16 protein-coding genes are annotated in these 18,111 nt (G+C 72.4%); 13 read left to right on the top strand and 3 right to left on the bottom strand.

Going from position 1 to position 18,111, the window contains the following annotated elements:
* The first annotated feature begins 60 nt into the window (after positions 1–60).
* From recG to mutM, 8 genes are all read left to right on the top strand, one after another.
* A complete protein-coding gene (gene recG, locus ACZ37P_RS23475) occupies positions 61–2,292 on the top strand; it encodes an ATP-dependent DNA helicase RecG (RefSeq protein WP_391050360.1) in 2,232 nt (743 codons plus the stop codon).
* Between the two features lie 62 nt (positions 2,293–2,354).
* On the top strand, positions 2,355–2,933 hold the full coding sequence (rsmD, locus tag ACZ37P_RS23470) for a 16S rRNA (guanine(966)-N(2))-methyltransferase RsmD (protein ID WP_355349461.1): 579 nt from the start codon (positions 2,355–2,357) through the stop codon (positions 2,931–2,933).
* A gap of 70 nt (positions 2,934–3,003) precedes the next feature.
* Positions 3,004–3,483, top strand: coding sequence for a pantetheine-phosphate adenylyltransferase (coaD, locus tag ACZ37P_RS23465; RefSeq protein WP_355349488.1), 480 nt, complete (start codon positions 3,004–3,006; stop codon positions 3,481–3,483).
* A gap of 10 nt (positions 3,484–3,493) precedes the next feature.
* On the top strand, positions 3,494–4,669 hold the full coding sequence (locus ACZ37P_RS23460) for an ATP synthase subunit B family protein (protein ID WP_391050359.1): 1,176 nt from the start codon (positions 3,494–3,496) through the stop codon (positions 4,667–4,669).
* Positions 4,670–4,844: 175 nt separating this feature from the next.
* Positions 4,845–5,453 (top strand): YceD family protein, encoded by a 609-nt coding sequence (locus ACZ37P_RS23455; protein WP_355349491.1) that lies wholly within the window; start codon positions 4,845–4,847, stop codon positions 5,451–5,453.
* 2 nt (positions 5,454–5,455) lie between these two features.
* Positions 5,456–5,629, top strand: a complete 174-nt coding sequence (gene rpmF, locus ACZ37P_RS23450) for a 50S ribosomal protein L32 (RefSeq protein WP_188281855.1) — start codon at positions 5,456–5,458, stop codon at positions 5,627–5,629.
* A gap of 19 nt (positions 5,630–5,648) precedes the next feature.
* Positions 5,649–6,389, top strand: coding sequence for a ribonuclease III (rnc, locus tag ACZ37P_RS23445; RefSeq protein ID WP_188281856.1), 741 nt, complete (start codon positions 5,649–5,651; stop codon positions 6,387–6,389).
* A gap of 175 nt (positions 6,390–6,564) precedes the next feature.
* Positions 6,565–7,431 carry a bifunctional DNA-formamidopyrimidine glycosylase/DNA-(apurinic or apyrimidinic site) lyase gene (mutM, locus tag ACZ37P_RS23440; RefSeq protein WP_401306141.1) on the top strand — a complete coding sequence of 289 codons (867 nt, stop codon included), beginning with the start codon at positions 6,565–6,567 and terminating at the stop codon, positions 7,429–7,431.
* Here the strand turns inward: mutM and ACZ37P_RS23435 are convergent.
* Together ACZ37P_RS23435 and ACZ37P_RS23430 are read right to left on the bottom strand one after the other, a co-directional pair.
* Positions 7,404–7,829: a winged helix-turn-helix transcriptional regulator gene (locus tag ACZ37P_RS23435; RefSeq protein ID WP_391050358.1), complete on the bottom strand. Its 426-nt coding sequence runs from the start codon at positions 7,827–7,829 to the stop codon at positions 7,404–7,406. The genes mutM and ACZ37P_RS23435 overlap by 28 nt on opposite strands.
* Positions 7,830–7,992: 163 nt before the next feature.
* On the bottom strand, positions 7,993–8,877 hold the full coding sequence (locus ACZ37P_RS23430) for a CAP domain-containing protein (protein WP_391050357.1): 885 nt from the start codon (positions 8,875–8,877) through the stop codon (positions 7,993–7,995).
* A 145-nt stretch (positions 8,878–9,022) separates the two neighbouring features.
* On the opposite strand from ACZ37P_RS23430, the gene ACZ37P_RS23425 reads away from it, so the two are divergent.
* The 4 genes from ACZ37P_RS23425 (at position 9,023) to ACZ37P_RS23410 (ending at position 15,411) form a co-directional block, all read left to right on the top strand.
* Positions 9,023–9,304 carry an acylphosphatase gene (locus tag ACZ37P_RS23425; protein WP_355349478.1) on the top strand — a complete coding sequence of 94 codons (282 nt, stop codon included), beginning with the start codon at positions 9,023–9,025 and terminating at the stop codon, positions 9,302–9,304.
* A gap of 296 nt (positions 9,305–9,600) precedes the next feature.
* Positions 9,601–9,804 carry a hypothetical protein gene (locus ACZ37P_RS23420; protein ID WP_188281861.1) on the top strand — a complete coding sequence of 68 codons (204 nt, stop codon included), beginning with the start codon at positions 9,601–9,603 and terminating at the stop codon, positions 9,802–9,804.
* Positions 9,805–10,014: 210 nt separating this feature from the next.
* Positions 10,015–13,887 carry an AAA family ATPase gene (locus ACZ37P_RS23415; protein WP_467348460.1) on the top strand — a complete coding sequence of 1,291 codons (3,873 nt, stop codon included), beginning with the start codon at positions 10,015–10,017 and terminating at the stop codon, positions 13,885–13,887.
* A gap of 108 nt (positions 13,888–13,995) precedes the next feature.
* Complete coding sequence (locus ACZ37P_RS23410; RefSeq protein ID WP_355346347.1) at positions 13,996–15,411, top strand: sugar porter family MFS transporter; 1,416 nt, start codon at positions 13,996–13,998, stop codon at positions 15,409–15,411.
* A 114-nt stretch (positions 15,412–15,525) separates the two neighbouring features.
* Here ACZ37P_RS23410 and ACZ37P_RS23405 read toward each other — a convergent pair whose 3' ends face one another.
* Positions 15,526–16,512 (bottom strand): LLM class flavin-dependent oxidoreductase, encoded by a 987-nt coding sequence (locus tag ACZ37P_RS23405; protein WP_188281234.1) that lies wholly within the window; start codon positions 16,510–16,512, stop codon positions 15,526–15,528.
* A gap of 327 nt (positions 16,513–16,839) precedes the next feature.
* On the opposite strand from ACZ37P_RS23405, the gene ftsY reads away from it, so the two are divergent.
* A complete protein-coding gene (ftsY, locus tag ACZ37P_RS23400) occupies positions 16,840–18,048 on the top strand; it encodes a signal recognition particle-docking protein FtsY (protein WP_391050355.1) in 1,209 nt (402 codons plus the stop codon).
* Positions 18,049–18,111: the final 63 nt, after the last annotated feature.

Here is an 18,111-nt window from a genome sequence, read left to right as displayed (position 1 = left end):
ACCGCCGCGCGGACCTGCCCGAGGGGGATTTGTCGGTGGGGTGCGCCAAGATAGATCCCGATGTCGAACCCCATGGACGATCCGCTGCGGAAAATCGTCGGTGACCGTACCGCGAAGGTGCTCGCCGACCACCTCGGGCTGCACACCGCCGGTGACCTGCTGCATCACTATCCGCGCCGGTACGCCGAGCGCGGGGAGCTGACGCGGCTGGCGGATCTGCCGGTGGACGAGTACGTCACGGTGGTGGCGCAGATCGCGAAGGCGGACAAGCGGACGTACGGCCGCGGGTCCGGGGTGCGGCTCGAAGTCGTGGTGACCGACGGCAGCGGTTCGCTGACCCTGGTGTTCTTCAGCAAGGCGGCGCACGCGCACGCCCACCGGCTGATCCCGGGGCGGCGCGGGATGTTCTCGGGGAAGGTCTCGGTCTTCAACCGGACGCGCCAACTGGCCCACCCGGACTACCAGTTGCTGGACGCGGACGAGGGGGCGGAGAAGGACGCGCTGGACGCGTTCGCGAACCGGCTGATCCCGCTGTATCCGGCGTGCAAGCAGATCACCTCGTGGCGGATCGGGCAGGCGGTGGACACCGCGCTCAACTCGCTGACGGCGATCGGCTGGGAGGGCGTGGGGGAGCCGCTGCCCGCGGCGCTGCGCGAGGCGCGCGGGCTCGCGCCGCTGCCGGAGGCGCTGGAGCGGATCCACCGGCCGCGGACGAAGGCGGACATCGCGGCGGCCAGGGACCGGCTGAAGTGGGACGAGGCGTTCGTGCTCCAGGTGGCGCTGGCCCGCCGCAGGGCGGCGGACTCCGCGCTGCCCGCGGTGCCGCGCCGGCCGGGCCGGGACGGACTGCTGACGGCGTTCGACGCGAAGCTGCCGTTCACACTGACCGACGGCCAGCGGAGGGTGTCGGGCGAGATCTTCGAGGACCTGGCGGCCGAGCACCCGATGCACCGGCTGCTCCAAGGCGAGGTCGGCTCGGGCAAGACGATGGTGGCGCTGCGGGCGATGCTCGGGGTGGTGGACGCGGGCGGCCAGGCGGCGATGCTCGCGCCGACCGAGGTGCTGGCCCAGCAGCACCACCGCTCCGTCACCGAGATGATGGGCGAACTGGCCGAGTCCTCGGGCATGCTGGGCGGCTCGGACCTCGGGACGAAGGTCGTGCTGCTGACCGGATCCATGGGGACGCCCGCGCGGCGGCAGGCGCTGCTCGACCTGGTGACGGGCGAGGCCGGGATCGTGATCGGCACGCACGCGCTGATCGAGGACAAGGTGAAGTTCCACGACCTGGGCCTGGTCGTGGTCGACGAACAGCACCGCTTCGGCGTGGAGCAGCGGGACGCGCTGCGCGCCAAGGCCGCCCAGCCGCCGCACCTGCTGGTGATGACGGCCACCCCGATCCCGCGGACCGTCGCCATGACGGTCTTCGGCGACCTGGAGACGTCCGTACTGGACCAACTTCCCGCCGGGCGCTCGCCGATCGCCACCCATGTCGTACCGGCGGCCGAGAAGCCGCACTTCCTCAGCCGGGCCTGGGAGCGGGTACGGGAGGAGGTCGAGGGCGGGCACCAGGCGTACGTGGTGTGCCCGCGGATCGGCGACGAGGAGGAGGGCAAGGGGAGCGGCAAGGCCAAGGCGGCCAAGAAGGACAAGGAGCCGGGGCCCGACGACGACGAGCGCAGGCCGCCGCTGGCGGTGCTGGACGTCGCCGAGCAGATCGCCCAGGGGGCCCTGCGCGGGCTGCGCGTCGAGGTGCTGCACGGCCGGATGCAGCCGGACGCCAAGGACGACGTGATGCGCCGCTTCACCGCGGGCGAGGTGGACGTCCTGGTCGCCACCACGGTCATCGAGGTCGGGGTGAACGTGCCGAACGCCACCGCCATGGTGATCATGGACGCCGACCGCTTCGGCGTCTCGCAACTCCACCAGCTGCGCGGCCGCGTCGGCCGCGGCTCCGCGCCCGGCCTGTGCCTGCTGGTCTCCGAGGCGCCCGAGGCGACCCCGGCCCGGATGCGCCTGGACGCGGTGGCCGGGACGCTGGACGGCTTCGAACTCTCCGAGATCGACCTCCAGCAGCGCCGCGAGGGCGACGTCCTCGGCCAGGCCCAGTCCGGCAGCCGCTCCTCGCTGCGGGTGCTCACCGTCATGGACGACCGCGACGTCATCGAGGCCGCCCGCGAGGAGGCCACCGCGGTCGTGACCGCCGATCCCGAACTCACCGCGCACCCCGATCTCCGCAGCGCCCTGGACAGCCTGCTGGACGCGGACCGCGAGGAGTATCTGGAAAAGGGGTAGCCGGGCCGGGGCCCGTATCGTGGGGCGCGTCGGACCAGGTCCCCGCACCGGAAGTGAGTTCCATGACCCGCGTGATCGCCGGCGCCGCCGGGGGGCGGCGCCTCGCCGTACCGCCGGGCGACGGCACCAGGCCGACGTCCGACCGCGCCAAGGAGGGGCTGTTCTCCACCCTTCAGTCGCTGCGCGGCACGCTGGAGGGGGCCAGGGTGCTCGACCTCTACGCGGGCTCCGGCGCGGTCGGCCTCGAAGCGCTCTCGCGCGGCGCCGAACACGTCCTGCTGGCCGAGGCCGAGCCGCGGGCGGCGCGGGTGATCAGGGAGAACGTGGCGGCGCTGAAACTGCCCGGCGCCGAGGTGCGCTCGGGACGCGCGGAGAAGATCGTCGCGGGACCGGCGCCGCGGCCGTACGACGTGGTCTTCCTCGACCCGCCGTACGACGTCGAGGACGGCGAACTGCGGGAGATCCTGCTCACACTCCTGGCCAATGACTGGCTGACGGAGGAAGCGCTGGTCACCGTGGAGCGCAGGACCCGGGGCGGCGAATTCGGCTGGCCCCCGGGTTTCACGGGCCTGCGGTCCCGGCGGTACGGCGAAGCGACGCTTTGGTACGGTCGCGCCGCCCGGGTCACCGCCGGGTCATGAGCCCGCGGAGTCGACATGAACCCGCACCATGAGCCGTAGCACCCGCCGTACGGAGAGCGAGGAACCACTCTTGCGCCGCGCCGTCTGTCCAGGGTCCTTCGACCCCATCACCAACGGACACCTCGACATCATCGCCCGCGCCTCACGGCTGTACGACACCGTGTACGTCGCCGTGATGATCAACCAGTCCAAGCAGGGCCTGTTCACCATCGAGGAGCGCATCGCGCTGATCGAGGAGGTCACGGGCGACCTGGGCAACGTCAAGGTCGAGTCGTTCCACGGCCTGCTGGTGGACTTCTGCAAGCAGCGCGAGATCCCGGCCATCGTGAAGGGCCTGCGCGCGGTCAGCGACTTCGACTACGAGTTGCAGATGGCCCAGATGAACATCGGCCTCACGGGTGTCGAGACCCTCTTCGTCCCCACCAACCCCGCCTACAGCTTCCTGTCCTCGAGTCTGGTCAAGGAAGTCGCCCAATGGGGCGGCGACATCTCCCACTTGGTGCCGTCCGTCGTCCTCGACGCGCTCAAGCCCAAACTCCGACAGCGCTAGGCTCTCCCCCGTGGACGTCCAGAAGAAGCTCGATGAGATCGCGGCCACCGTGGCTAACGCCCGGTCGATGCCGATGTCGGCCTCCTGCGTGGTGAACCGTGCCGAGCTGCTCGCCATGCTCGACGAGGTCGCCGCCGCGCTTCCCGACTCCCTCTCCCAGGCGCAGGCACTGCTCGGCGACCGGGAGACGATGGTCGGGGAGGCCCGAGCCGAAGCCCAGCGGATCATCGAATCGGCCCACGCCGAACGCGGATCGCTGGTCTCCGACACCCAGGTGGCCCGCCAGTCGCAGGACGAGGCGGAGCGGATCGTCGCCGAGGCGCGCCGCGAGGCCGCCGAGATCCGCGCCGAGGCCGACGACTACGTCGACAGCAAGCTCGCCAACTTCGAAGTGGTCCTCACCAAGACCATCGGCTCGGTCGACCGCGGCCGGGAGAAGCTGCTCGGCCACGACCCCAACGGCTACGACCAGGGTTACGACCAGGCCGAGGAGGACGCGGACGCCCCCGAGCGCAGCGCCGACCCGGAGACCCTGCGCCGCCGCGCCGACGAGTACGTGGACGCCAAGCTGGGCGCCTTCGAGGCCGTCCTGAGCAAGACCCTGGAGGCCGTCGGCCGCGGGCGCCTGAAGCTCACCGGCCACAATCCGATCGACGACCTCGCCGCGCAGATGGCCGCGCAGGACGCCGCGGACGGCGACGGCGAGCACGGCGGGCAGCGGCAGAGCGACGCCGACTACATGGCGGGCCTGGCCGCGCCCACCGCCCCCGAGCAGGCCGACCTGGCGCAGTACGGCTACGACCCGGCCCCGCAGCAGGCCGCCGCCGCGGCGGCTCCCGGCTACGGCTATTCGCAGCAGGACACCGCGTACCAGCAGGGCGGTTACCAGGGCGACGGCGGCTACCGGCCCGAGTACCAGCAGGCCGCCGCCGACTCCGGCGCCTACGTCGACTACGGCACCCAGGCCCAGGACCCGTACGGCCAGCAGCAGCCCGCGTACCAGCAGGACGCGGCCGGCTACGGCTACGACCAGCAGCAGTACGACCAGCAGATCCCGTACCAGCAGCAGGGCTATCCGCAGCAGCAGCCGCAGGGGCAGCAGCCCGCGGCGCTGGACGAGACCAGCTTCTTCGACACCGGACTGATCGACCTCAACCGGCTGAGAGAGCTGGAGCAGGGCCGCTGAGGACGCCCGCGGGAGCCTGCCGGCGGCCCCGGACAGGCTCCGTTTGGGTGCGGGCGGGGTGGTCCAGTATCCTGTCACTTCCAGCCGTGTGAATTCCCGGCGCTTTGGCCTGCCCGCCCGCAAGGGTCGCCCGCGAGGGCCGCGGGGCAGGCCGTACCGATGAAAGCAGGAAGCCCTGAACACCCGCCTCGACCACCGCAACCCACTTGTGTTCGACACACACGAGCTGGGTCGGCGTCCTGGTGCGATGAGGAAGGTCTCCCGCTCGGTGCCGGCCCCCAAGGACCTCGGCCTCGTCGATGTCATCGGGGTGCCGGAGGGCGCCACGGTCGAGCTGGAGCTCCGCCTGGAGTCGGTCATGGAGGGTGTGCTGGTCACCGGCACCGCCCATGCGCCGGTCACGGGGGAGTGCGTAAGGTGTCTGGAGCCCGTCGAGCGTGAGCTGGACGCGGAATTCCAGGAGATGTTCTCCTACCCCGACGCCGACACCAGGACCGCCCGCAAGGACGAAGCCGGTGACGACGCCGAGGACGAGGACGCGCTGGAACTCGAGGACGATCTCTTCGACCTCGAACCCGTACTGCGCGACGCGGTGGTGCTCGCACTGCCGTTGCAGCCGGTGTGCCGGGAGGACTGCGAAGGGCTGTGCTCCGAATGCGGAGTTCGCCTCGCGGACGACCCGGACCACCACCACGAGGTCACCGACATCCGGTGGGCGGCCTTGAAGGATCTCAACCAGAGTTTCGGTACCGACCATGGTGCCGACGAGAACCAGGAGAAGTAGCCGTGGCTGTTCCGAAGCGGAAGATGTCGCGCAGCAACACGCGCCACCGCCGTTCGCAGTGGAAGGCTGCGCCCGTGAGCCTGGTGGCGTGCGAGCGCTGCCACGAGCCGAAGCTCCAGCACATCGCGTGCCCGAGCTGCGGCACGTACAACCGCCGTCAGGTCATCGACGTCTGATCGGCAGGTGACAGGCTCCATGTCAGACGCCTCAGCGCCACAGTCGGCCACGGCGGACAAAGCCTCGTCCCCCACGCTTCTGGAAGGGCGGCTCGGGTACACCCTCGAGCCCGCCCTTCTGGTGCGTGCGCTGACCCACCGCTCGTACGCGTACGAGAACGGCGGGCTGCCCACCAACGAGCGGCTGGAGTTCCTCGGGGACTCCGTGCTCGGCCTGGTGGTCACCGACACCCTCTACCGCACCCACCCCGACCTGCCCGAGGGCCAACTGGCCAAGCTGCGGGCCGCGGTGGTCAACTCGCGTGCCCTGGCGGGCGTGAGCCGCGGGCTCGACCTCGGCGCGTTCATCCGCCTGGGCCGGGGCGAAGAGGGCACCGGCGGCCGGGACAAGGCATCCATCCTCGCGGACACCCTGGAAGCCGTCATCGGCGCGGTCTATCTCGACCAGGGGCTCGAAGCGGCCTCCGAGCTGGTGCACCGGCTCTTCGACCCGCTCATCGAGCAGTCCTCCAACCTCGGTGCGGGACTGGACTGGAAGACCAGCCTCCAGGAACTCACCGCAGCCGAAGGGCTCGGCGTTCCCGAGTACGTGGTCACCGAATCAGGACCCGACCACGAGAAGACCTTCACGGCTGCCGCCCGCGTCAGTGGCGTCGAGTACGGCACCGGCACCGGCCGCAGCAAGAAGGAAGCCGAGCAGCAGGCGGCGGAGTCCGCCTGGCGCTCCATCCGCGAAGCCGCCGCCTCAGCGGCGAGCTGAGCCCCGAAGGGGCGCGGGGAACCGCGCGACCGGCCGCGACGCGGCCGCAGGTCACCACCGGCCCCGGCGGGGCAGACCGGTCGTCTCCCGACCACCGGCCGTGGGGGGCCTGTCGCGCGGTTCCCCGCGCCCGTGGCAGGGGCACACGCACCCGCGTGGACCATGAGGGGATGTCATGCCGGAGCTGCCGGAGGTGGAGGTCGTCCGGCGCGGACTCTCGCGCTGGGTCTCGGGCCGCACCGTCGAGACGGCCACCGTTTTCCATCCGCGGGCCGTACGGCGGCACGTGGCCGGGCCCGAGGACTTCGCGGCGCGGCTCAAGGGCGCGGCGATGGGCGAGGCGCACCGCAGGGGCAAGTATCTGTGGCTGCCGGTCACCGAGGACCTGTCGCTCATGGCCCACCTGGGGATGAGCGGTCAGCTCCTGGTGCAGCCGCAAACCGCGGCGGCCGAGACCCACCTGCGGATCCGTATCCGATTCCAGGACACTCTCGGCACCGAACTGCGCTTCGTCGACCAGCGCACCTTCGGCGGGCTGTCCCTGCACGAGGCGGTGCCGGGCGCGGCGGACGGCCTCCCGGCGGTCCTGGCGCACATCGCGCGCGACCCGCTGGACGACGCCTTCGACGAGGACGCCTTCCACACGGCGCTGCGCCGCAAGCGCACCACGATCAAGCGGGCGCTGCTCGACCAGTCGCTGATCAGCGGGGTCGGCAACATCTACGCCGACGAGGCGCTGTGGCGCACGCGGCTGCACTACGAGCGGCCGACGGCGTCGATGACCAGGCCGCGTACGGCGGAGCTGGTCACGCACATCCGCGAGGTGATGGGCGACGCGCTCGCCGCGGGCGGCACCAGCTTCGACAGCCTGTACGTCAATGTGAACGGTGAATCGGGCTACTTCGACCGGTCGCTGGACGCGTACGGCCGTGAGGACGAGCCGTGCCGCCGCTGCGGCACACCGATCAGGCGCCGGCCGTGGATGAACAGGTCGAGCTACTTCTGCCCGCGCTGTCAGCCGGTGCCGCGCTCCGCGTCGTAGCGTTCGCGCGCGGCCAGCACCTCCGGCATCCGGCCCTCGACCAGCGCGATCAGTGACAGCAGGCGCGCGGCGGTGTCCCGGCCGAGCGGGGTGAGCCGGTATTCGACGTGCGGCGGATTCGTCGGCCGCGCGTCCCTGACGACCAGGCCGTCGCGCTCCAGCGCGTGCAGCGTCTGCGACAGCATCTTCTCGCTGACCCCGTCCACGCGGCGGCGCAGCGCGTTGAACCGCAGCGTGTCCTCGTAGAGCGCGCCCAGCGTCAGGCCGCCCCACCGCCCGGTGACGTGCTCCAGCGTCCCGCGCGACGGGCAGGAGCGCGCGAAGACGTCGAAGGCGAGCCTGCCGTCGTCCTTCACGGTGGCCCCGGCGCACTCCGCCGTCCGGTCGCTGTCTGTCATACGGCCAGCGTACCCCCGCACAGCGCGCACCTCAGGGGTGCGCGATCCCCCGGTTAGCGCCCTGGCCAGGGCGGCTCCGGCTCCCACGGCTCCCACGGCTCCACAGGCCGCGACGGCTCCAGCGGCTCCCACGGCTCCACGGGCCGCGACGGCCCCAGCGGCCTCAGAAGCCGAAGTCCTGGGTCCACCAGGGGCCGCCGCTGCCGTAGTGGATGCCGACGCCGAGGGTCTTGTAGTCGCAGTTGAGGATGTTGGCGCGGTGGCCGGGGCTGTTCATCCAGGCGTCCATGACGGCCTGGGCGGTGGCCTGGCCGCGGGCGATGTTCTCGCCGCCGAGGTTGGTGATGCCCAGGGCCTTGGCGCGGTCCCACGGGGTCTTGCCGTCGGGGTCGGTGTGGTCGAAGAAGCCGCGGGCGGCCATGTCCTCGCTGAACGCCTGCGCGAGGCCGTCGAGGGAGGAACTGGCGGTGAGCGGCGAGCAGCCCGCGCTCGCCCGCTGGGTGTTGACCAGGGAGAGGATCGCCGCGCGGGCCGCCGTGACGGCGTCGGCGGAGGCCGGGGCGGCGGTCGTGGGCGGCTGGGTGCGGGCCGCGGTGGTGGTCGGCACCGGGGTGGTGGGCGCGGCCGTCGTACGGGTCGGCGTGGGGGCGGCGGCCGGGCTGGTGGCCGTACGGGACGGCGTCGCCGTGTTCGACCGCATCGTGCCCGGCTTCGACGGCGTACCGGAGGACGGGGTACCAGGGGAGCCGGTGGTCTGCCCGGGGGTCGGCGCCGTGCTGTCGCCCAGCGGCGAGGGCATGTCGCTGCCGTCGCGCGACGGGTCCGCCGGGCCGTCGGCCTGCGTGTGGCCCGCGTCGCCCTGGCGGTAGTCGAGACCGGCGGTGAGGCCGCTGAGCATCCCGGAGGACGCGGCGACCGCGCCCACGGCCATCGCGGCCGACGTGGCGAGCAGTCCGGTACGGACCGGGTGGTGCTTACGGCGCCCGCGGTGCGAGCGGGGTCCCGTCTCCGGCGCTGCCGGTTGCGCATGACGGCTGTGACGGCCCATCCTTCGCGCTCCTCTGGTCGGCTCGGTTCTGGCGGCCCGATTCGGCGGATTAACCCGAACGGGTGACCCCGTTGTCGGGTGACTGTAGCGAATGACGCCGCCCGCCGATGTGCTGCTGATCCAACTGGCGGGATAGCGTGCGGACATGAACGAAGATGTCCGGCTCACCGCGTGGGTGCGCGGCCGCGTCCAGGGCGTCGGCTTCCGGTGGTGGACCCGGGCCACCGCCCTGGAACTGGGCGGCCTCGTCGGCTACGCGGGCAATCTGGGCGACGGCCGGGTCCAGGTCGTGGCCGAGGGCACGCGCGAACAGTGCGAGCGGCTGCTGGAGTGGCTGCGCCGCGGGGACACGCCCGGACGGGTCGACGGAGTGACCGAGATCTGGGGCCGGCCGCGGGGCGGATACGAAGGTTTCGAGATCCGCTGAGCAATTTGGTTGCCATACGACGATCGCCGTGTCAGGCTGCCCCCATCGAGCATGATCCCTATGCCACGCGGGCAGCCCGCGGCGCCGTCAGCGCCGTGTTTTCTGAGGCGGACCCGACGACTGGGCTGTGATCGTGTTGACCGTCCCGTTATTTGGTGAGACTCTGGAAGCCCCGCGCATCGTGGCTCCAGGATTGTTCAGCGGCGGTCACGGCACTCACCCTGCGCGGGCGAGCAACCCTCACCCACGACCCAAACCGCATTCGGTCGGTCACTCAGCGTGGAGGACCATCCATCATGGCAAAGGCGCTTCTCGGTTACGTCGGCGGTCCCGACCCGCGACTTCTCGCCGAGATGCGAAGGCTCCAGCAGCGCGTTCAGGATCTGGAATCCGAGCTTGTCCGGATGCAGGCCGAGAACGACGCTCTGACTGTCGCATCGCACGAAGAGTCGCTGCTCAGCAGCATCGACGTATCTCGCGCGGAGCCCGTGCTCGCCTGACCCGGTCCCCGGCCCGGACAGGTGTCCCCGGACACCGCCTGAGAATCTGCAGAATCCGCGAGGGACGCTTCGGCGTCCCTTTCGTCATTCCGCGCGCTGTCCCCTCGCCCTGCTCCCCACCCGCTCCCCGCCTGGACGTCGCTTCTTAACGCATGATGTGCCCTGCGCCTTCCTCGGTGAAACCGAGGACGGCTAGTAGAGTCGACCGGCGTGCATCTCAAGAGCCTCACGCTGCGCGGTTTCAAGTCGTTCGCCTCGGCGACGACCCTGCGCTTCGAACCCGGAATCACCTGCGTCGTCGGCCCCAACGGGTCCGGCAAGTCCAATGTGGTGGACGCGCTGTCCTGGGTCATGGGCGAGCAGGGGGCCAAGTCGCTGCGCGGCGGCAAGATGGAGGACGTCATCTTCGCCGGCACCACGGGCCGCCCCCCGCTGGGCCGCGCCGAGGTGTCCCTGACCATCGACAACAGCGACGGCGTCCTGCCGATCGAGTACGCCGAGGTCACCATCACGCGGATCATGTTCCGCAACGGCGGCAGCGAGTACCAGCTCAACGGCGACACCTGCCGCCTGCTGGACATCCAGGAACTTCTCTCCGACTCCGGTATCGGCCGCGAGATGCACGTCATCGTCGGCCAGGGCCAGCTCGACTCCGTACTGCACGCCGACCCGATGGGCCGCCGCGCCTTCATCGAGGAGGCCGCGGGTGTGCTCAAGCACCGCAAGCGCAAGGAGAAGGCGCTGCGGAAACTGGACGCGATGCAGGCCAATCTCGCCCGTGTGACGGACCTCACCGGTGAGCTGCGCCGCCAGCTCAAACCGCTCGGCCGCCAGGCGCAGGTCGCCCGCCGCGCCGCCGTCATCCAGGCCGACCTGCGCGACGCCCGGCTGCGGCTGCTCGCCGACGACCTGGTCACGCTGCGGGAGGCGCTGAGCGCCGAGGTCGCCGACGAGGCCGCGCTCAAGGAGCGCCGCGACGCCGTCGAGACGGAACTGGCCGCCGCCGTCCAGCGCGAGGCCCGCCTGGAGGAGCAGGTACGCGCCCTGTCGCCGCGGCTGACCGACGCGCAGGCCACCTGGTACGCGCTGTCCCAGCTCGCCGAACGCGTACGCGGCACGATCGGCCTCGCCGAGCAGCGGCACCGGCACGCCACGTCCCAGCCCGCCGAGGAGCGGCGCGGCCGGGACCCGGAGGACATGGAACGCGAGGCCGCCCGCATCCGCGAGCAGGAGGCCGAGCTGTCCGAGGCGCTGGACGCGGCCCAGCGCGCCCTGGACGACACCGTCGACCACCGCGCCGAGCTGGAGCGCCGGCTCGCCGAGGAGGAGGCCCGGCTCAGGACCGCCGCCCGCGCCATCGCCGACCGCCGTGAGGGCCTGGCCCGGCTGCACGCCCAGGTCAACGCCGCCCGCTCCAAGGCCGCCTCCGCCGAGGCCGAGATCGGCCGCCTCGCCGCCGCCCGCGACGAGGCCCGCGACCGGGCGGAGTCCGCGCAGGGCGAGTACGAGGAACTGCGCGCGCAGGTCGACGGCCTGGACGCCGACGACTCGGAGCTGGAGGAGCGGTTCCAGGCCGCGCGCCGCGAACAGGCCGCGGCGGAGGAGGCGTTCAGCGCCGCGCGCGAGGCCGCCACTGCGGCGGAGCGCCGCCGCGCCGCCGTCGCCGCCCGCCGGGACGCGCTCGCGCCGTCGCTCCGCCGCAAGGACGGCACCGGCGCGCTGCTCAGCGCGGGCGAGGGGCGCGACGCCCTGCCCGGCATCCTGGGCTCGGCCGCCGCGCTGCTCCGCGTCACCCCCGGCTACGAGATCCCGCTCGCCGCCGCGCTCGGCGCCGCCGCCGACGCCGTCGCGGTCACCGGCCCCTCCGCCGCCGCGGACGCGCTGCGCCTGCTCCGCAAAGAGGACGCGGGCCGCGCGGCCCTCCTCCTCGCGGCCCCGGCCGCCGAGCCCGTCGTCGCCCGCGACCACCGCCCGCCGACGGAGGCCGCGCGCGACGCGGCCGACGGGGACGGTCAGGGCCTTGCGAGCGGGGGCGTTTCCGGGGGCGGCGCGGGGTCCGGCGGGTCGGGCCCGGGCCCGGCAGACGCGGGCGTTTCCGGCGACCCGGGGCCGGACGCGGCCGAAGCGGGCGGGCGGCGTGCCGCGCTGCCGGGGCAGGCGGGCGGCGGCTCCGCCGGGGCCGGTGACGGGGGTCGTCCGGCGGCGACGGCGGGCGCCGGTGTGCCGGGTCCGAGGCCGGAGGCCGCAGGGCTGCCCGGGCAGGCGCGGTGGGCCGTGGAGCTGGTGGCCGCGGACGGGGAGCTGCTGCCCGCGGTGCGGCGGCTGCTGGACGGGATCGTCGTCGTGGAGTCGCTGGAGGAGGCCGAGGCGCTGGTCGGGCGGCGTCCCGAGCTGACCGCGGTGACCGCGGAGGGCGATGTGCTGTCCGCGCATCTCGCGCAGGGCGGCTCGGCGAAGGCGCCCAGCCTGCTGGAAGTGCAGGCGCAGGTGGACGAGGCGACGGCCGAGCTTGAGCAGCTCGACGCGCGCTGTGCGGCGCTGGCGGCCGAGCAGCAGGACGCCAAGGAGCGCCGGGCGGTGGCGACGCGCGAGGTCGAGGCGCTGACGCAGCTGCGCCGCGCGGCGGAGAAGGAGAAGTCCTCGGTCGCGCAGCAGCTGGGCCGGTTCGGCGGCCAGGCCAGGGCGGCGGCGGGGGAGGCGGACCGGGCCGCCGCGGCCGTGGGCCGCTCCGAGGAGGCGCTGGCGGCGGCCCGCGAGGAGTTCGAGGAGCTGTCGTACCGGCTGAGCGAGGCCGAGGAGGAGCCCGGCGAAGAGGAGCCGGACACCTCCGTACGGGACCGGCTGTCCGCCGACGGCGCGAACGCCCGGCAGACCGAGATGGAGGCGCGGCTCCAGGTCCGTACGCACGAGGAGCGGGTCAAGGGCCTGGCGGGCCGGGCCGACGGCCTGGACCGGGCGGCGCGCGCCGAGCGTGAGACCCGGGCCCGCGCCCAGCAGCGCAGGGCCCGGCTCGCCTACGAGGCGTCGGTCGCGGCGGCCGTGGTGGAGGGCGCCCGGGCGCTGCTGGACTGCGTCCAGATCTCGCTGGGCCGCGCCGAGGAGGAGCGGGCCGCCGCCGAGCAGGCGAGGGCGGAGCGCGAGGCGGAGCTGGGCCAGGAGCGGCGGCGCGGCCGGGACCTGAAGAGCGAGCTGGACCGGCTGACCGGCGACGTCCACAAGGGCGAGGTGCTGGGCGCGGAGAAGCGCATGCGGATCGAGCAGCTGGAGGCCAAGGCGCTGGAGGAGCACGGCATGGAGCCCGCGGGGCTCGTCGCGGAGTACGGCCCCGACCAGCTCGTGCCGCCGTCGCCGCCCGCCGAGGGCGAGATCCTGCCCGAGGACCCGGAGGACCCGCGCAACCAGCCGCGCCCGTACCACCGCCCCGAGCAGGAGAAGCGGCTGAAGGCGGCGGAGAAGGCGTACGCGCAGCTCGGCAAGGTCAACCCGCTGGCGCTTGAGGAGTTCGCGGCGCTGGAGGAGCGGCACAAATTCCTCACCGAGCAGCTGGAGGACCTGCGCAGGACGCGGGCCGACCTCCTCCAGGTGATCAAGGACGTGGACGAGCGGGTGGAGCAGGTCTTCACCGCCGCCTTCCATGACACCGCCCGCGAGTTCGAGGGCGTCTTCTCGCGGCTTTTCCCAGGTGGGGAGGGTCGGCTGCTGCTCACCGACCCGGACAACATGCTGACCACAGGTGTGGAGGTTGAGGCGCGTCCGCCCGGGAAGAAGGTCAAGCGGTTGTCGCTCCTGTCGGGCGGTGAGCGCTCGCTGACCGCGGTGGCGATGCTGGTGTCGATCTTCAAGGCACGGCCGAGTCCGTTTTATGTGATGGACGAGGTCGAGGCCGCGCTGGACGACACCAATCTCCAGCGGCTCATCCGGATCATGGAGGAGCTTCAGGAGAGCTCGCAGCTCATCGTGATCACGCACCAGAAGCGGACGATGGAGGTCGCCGATGCCCTGTACGGCGTATCGATGCAGGGCGACGGTGTCTCCAAGGTGATCAGCCAACGGCTGCGGAACGGCAAGCAGCCGGCCGCGTAGGGCTCCGGGTCAGGCCCGGTTCCCGAGTGGTGGTGACCGACGCGTCGGCTGACACTCGAAGATCCAGACCCTCATGTGAGGGCTCACCGCCGAGCCCGAGGAGCCATCTTGACCAGCACCGCACGAGCCTCCGCCTCGGCAGATCACAACCCGCTGCCGGAGCACATCGGCCACATCATCTTCATCACGGCCGCCGCCGCCATGGGCGGCTTTCTCTTCGGCTACGACAGCTCCGTCATCAACGGCGCCGTCGAGGCCATCCGTGACAAGTACAACATCGGCTCCGGCACGCTCGCCCAGGTCATCGCCATCGCCCTGATCGGCTGTGCCATCGGCGCCGCGACCGCGGGCCGGATCGCCGACCGGATCGGCCGTATCCGCTGCATGCAGATCGCCGCGGTGATGTTCACCGTCAGCGCCGTCGGCTCGGCACTGCCCTTCGCGCTGTGGGACCTGGCCCTGTGGCGGATCATCGGCGGCTTCGCGATCGGCATGGCCTCGGTCATCGGCCCGGCCTACATCGCCGAGGTCTCGCCGCCCGCCTACCGCGGCAGGCTCGCCTCGTTCCAGCAGGCCGCCATCGTGCTCGGCATCGCGGTCTCACAGCTCGTCAACTACGCCATCCTCAAGGGCGCCCACGGCGACCAGCGCGGCCACATCGTCGGCCTGGAGGCGTGGCAGGTCATGCTCGGTGTGATGGTCATCCCCGCGGTGGTCTACGGGCTGCTGTCGTTCGCGATCCCCGAATCGCCGCGCTTCCTGATCTCCGTGGGGCGCGAGCAGGACGCCAAGGCCGTACTCGCCGATGTCGAGGGCTCGGACACCGACCTGGACGCCCGTGTCGCCGAGATCGAGACCGCCATGCGGCGCGAGCACAAGTCGACCTTCAAGGACCTGCTCGGCTCCCGCGGCGGTTTCCTGCCGATCGTCTGGATCGGTATCGGCCTGTCGGTCTTCCAGCAGCTCGTCGGCATCAACGTGGCCTTCTACTACTCGTCCACGCTCTGGCAGTCGGTCGGCATCAACCCCAGCAGCTCGTTCTTCTACTCCTTCACCACGTCGATCGTGAACATCATCGGCACGGTGATCGCGATGATCTTCGTGGACCGGATCGGCCGCAAGCCGCTGGCGCTGATCGGCTCCACCGGCATGGCCGTCGCGCTCGCCCTGGAGGCGTGGGCCTTCTCGTCCAAGTCCGGTGCCACCCTGCCGAACACCGAGGGCACGGTCGCCCTGATCGCCGCCCACTGCTTCGTGCTCTTCTTCGCCCTGTCGTGGGGCGTCATCGTCTGGGTCTTCCTCGGCGAGATGTTCCCCAACAAGATCCGGGCCGCGGCCCTCGGCGTCGCCGCCTCCGCGCAGTGGATCGCCAACTGGGCCATCACCGCGAGCTTCCCGAGCCTGGCGGACTGGAATCTGTCGGGCACGTACGTCATCTACGCGTGCTTCGCGACGCTCTCCATCCCGTTCGTGCTGGTGTTCGTGAAGGAGACGAAGGGCAAGACGCTGGAGGAGATGGGATAGCCGGGCGCCAAGCTCGCCGAGTGCCGAGTGCCGAGTGCCGAGTGCCGAGTGCCGAGTGCCGAGTGCCGAGTGCCGAGTGCCGAGTGCCGGGTGTTGGGCCGCGGGCCCCGGAGGCTACGCGGCGAGCTTGGGGAGCACCTGCTCCGCGAGCAGCCGCAGGCTCCGCCAGCCCTCGTCGACGGGCATGCCCCCGCACAGCGGGTGCAGCACCAGGCTCGCCTGGTCACCGCCCGCCTCGGCGAGGGCGACGCACTGCGCCGGTGTGACGATCCGGTAGACGCCCTCCGCGCGCAGTTCCGCCACGCCCGACGCGGCCGAGCGGACCGCCGAGTGGATGTCGCCCGACTGCCAGGACGCGTAGGTGCGCGCCTCGTGCAGCAGGTGCCCGCCGTACTCGGCCCAGGCCCGGTCCGGGTCCTCCGCGATGTGCAGCAGCGGCACGTCGGCAGGGGGCATCAGGCACCAGCCCTCCGTGCCGTACGCGGCCAGCCGCTCCTCGTAGTACGCCGCCAGCTCCGGCAGGTGCGCGCTGGGGAAGAACGGCAGGCCGAGCCGGGCCGCCCTGCGGGCCGCGGCCCGTGAGCTGCCGCCGATCAGCAGCGGCGGATGCGGCCGGGAGTACGGACGGGGCGTGACGCGTACGGTCCGGCCGCGGTAGTCGAAGGGCTCGCCCGTCCAGGCCGCGATCAGCGTGTCGAGCACCTCGTCCTGGAGGGCGCCGCGCCGGTGCCAGTCCTGGCCGAAGGCCGCGTACTCCTCCGGGCGGTAGCCGATCCCGGCCACCGTGACCAGCCGCCCGCCGCTGACCAGGTCCAGTACGGCCAGGTCCTCCGCCAGCCGCAGCGGGTCGTGCAGCGGCCCGATCAGCGCGGACACCGTCACCGAGATCCGGCTGGTGGCGCCGAGCACCGCTCCCGCGAAGGCCAGCGGCGCCGAGAGCCAGTTGTTCTCCGCGCCGTGGTGCTCCTCGGTCTGCACGGTGGTGACGCCGTGCTCGTCGGCGTACCTGGCCATCTCCAGGGCAGCCCGGTACCGTGCGCCGAGTGCCTTCGGCTCGGCCCCCGGATCGATCAGATTCATGCGCACGACGGTCACGGTCATGGCGGACGGCCCCCTTCGCCGGATGCGGGCGACCGGAGATTAGCTGACGCAGCGTCAGATTCACAGGGCCGCGACGGTCCGGGGACGGCTGGGGCGGGCCGGGAAGGCCGCGGTCCGCCGCCCGCTCGCCGCCCGCTCGCCGCTCGCTCGGCGCCCGCGCGCGGCCCGCGCGGCGCGGATACGGGCGCGGGTCCTGGGCGGGCGAGGGGTTTCCCGTACGGTTGACGTGCGCGTGTGCCTGACCGAGCCGTGACGCCTCGGTGGTCCCGAGCGTCGGTGGGCTAGCATGCACACGCCCTGACCTGGTGAAAGGCTCCGAAAGAAACCATGGAAATCGTCGTCCTTGCCGTAGTCATCGCCCTGGTCGTGATCCTCGGCGCCGGTGGACTGGTCGTCGGCAGCCGCCGCAAGAAGCGGCAGCTCCCGCCGACGCCGCCGAGCAGCCCGTCCGTCACCGCGCCTCCCGCGGAACCGCACGTCGGTGACGAGGCCGAGGCCCCGCGGGAGGAGCCCCGCAGGACCATCGAAGAGGTCGCCCTGCCCGGCGCGACCGCCGCGCCCGACGCGGTGGAGGAGGTGCAGGTCCCCCAGGCGCCGGTGCTCGAACAGCCGGAGCCCACGGCGGGACGCCTCGTCCGGCTGCGCTCACGCCTGTCGCGCTCGCAGAACTCGCTGGGCAAGGGGCTGCTCACGCTGCTCTCCCGCGAACGCCTCGACGAGGACACGTGGGAGGAGATCGAGGAGATCCTGCTCACCGCGGACGTCGGCGTCGCGCCCACCCAGGAACTGGTGGAGCGGCTGCGCACCCGCGTGCGGGTGCTCGGCACCCGGACCCCGGACGAGCTGCGCGGGCTGCTCCGTGAGGAGCTGATCACGCTCCTCGACCCGGAGCTGGACCGCACCCTGCACACCGAGAGCCACGAGACGTCCCCGGCCGTCCTGATGGTCGTCGGCGTCAACGGCACCGGCAAGACCACCACCACGGGCAAGCTCGCCCGCGTGCTGGTCGCCGACGGCCACAGCGTCGTGCTCGGCGCGGCCGACACCTTCCGCGCCGCCGCCGCCGACCAGCTCCAGACCTGGGGCGAGCGCGTCGGGGCGCGTACGGTACGCGGCCCCGAGGGCGGCGACCCCGCCTCCATCGCCTTCGACGCGGTCAAGGAAGGCATCGCCGAGGGCGCCGACGCGGTGCTCATCGACACCGCGGGCCGCCTGCACACCAAGACCGGCCTGATGGACGAACTGGGCAAGGTCAAGCGCGTCGTGGAGAAGCACGGCCCGGTCGACGAGGTGCTGCTCGTCCTCGACGCCACCACCGGCCAGAACGGCCTCGTCCAGGCCCGCGTCTTCGCCGAGGTCGTCGACATCACCGGCATCGTCCTCACCAAGCTCGACGGCACCGCCAAGGGCGGCATCGTCGTCGCCGTCCAGCGCGAGCTGGGCGTCCCGGTCAAGCTCATCGGCCTCGGCGAGGGCGCCGACGACCTGGCCCCGTTCGAGCCGGGCGCCTTCGTGGACGCGCTCATCGGGGACTAGGGCCCGTCGTACGGCTGCGGTAAGGGGCGCTCACCCAGGTGGGCGTCCCTTACTCGTACCTGG

Source organism: Streptomyces sp. NPDC024632 (assembly GCF_055559175.1).
Note: the sequence above shows the minus strand (reverse complement) of the source record. Positions and strands in the feature narration are given on the sequence as shown.

Bases quoted from the DNA above. Each gene is read 5' to 3' on its own strand.
- recG (WP_391050360.1), top strand. From the start codon at position 61: ATGTCGAACCCCATGGACGATCCGCTGCGGAAAATCGTCGGTGACCGT.
- rsmD (WP_355349461.1), top strand. From the start codon at position 2,355: ATGACCCGCGTGATCGCCGGCGCCGCCGGGGGGCGGCGCCTCGCCGTA.
- rnc (WP_188281856.1), top strand. From the start codon at position 5,649: ATGTCAGACGCCTCAGCGCCACAGTCGGCCACGGCGGACAAAGCCTCG.
- mutM (WP_401306141.1), top strand. From the start codon at position 6,565: ATGCCGGAGCTGCCGGAGGTGGAGGTCGTCCGGCGCGGACTCTCGCGC.
- ACZ37P_RS23435 (WP_391050358.1), bottom strand. From the start codon at position 7,829: ATGACAGACAGCGACCGGACGGCGGAGTGCGCCGGGGCCACCGTGAAG.
- ACZ37P_RS23430 (WP_391050357.1), bottom strand. From the start codon at position 8,877: ATGGGCCGTCACAGCCGTCATGCGCAACCGGCAGCGCCGGAGACGGGA.
- ACZ37P_RS23425 (WP_355349478.1), top strand. From the start codon at position 9,023: ATGAACGAAGATGTCCGGCTCACCGCGTGGGTGCGCGGCCGCGTCCAG.
- ACZ37P_RS23420 (WP_188281861.1), top strand. From the start codon at position 9,601: ATGGCAAAGGCGCTTCTCGGTTACGTCGGCGGTCCCGACCCGCGACTT.
- ACZ37P_RS23405 (WP_188281234.1), bottom strand. From the start codon at position 16,512: ATGACCGTGACCGTCGTGCGCATGAATCTGATCGATCCGGGGGCCGAG.
- ftsY (WP_391050355.1), top strand. From the start codon at position 16,840: ATGGAAATCGTCGTCCTTGCCGTAGTCATCGCCCTGGTCGTGATCCTC.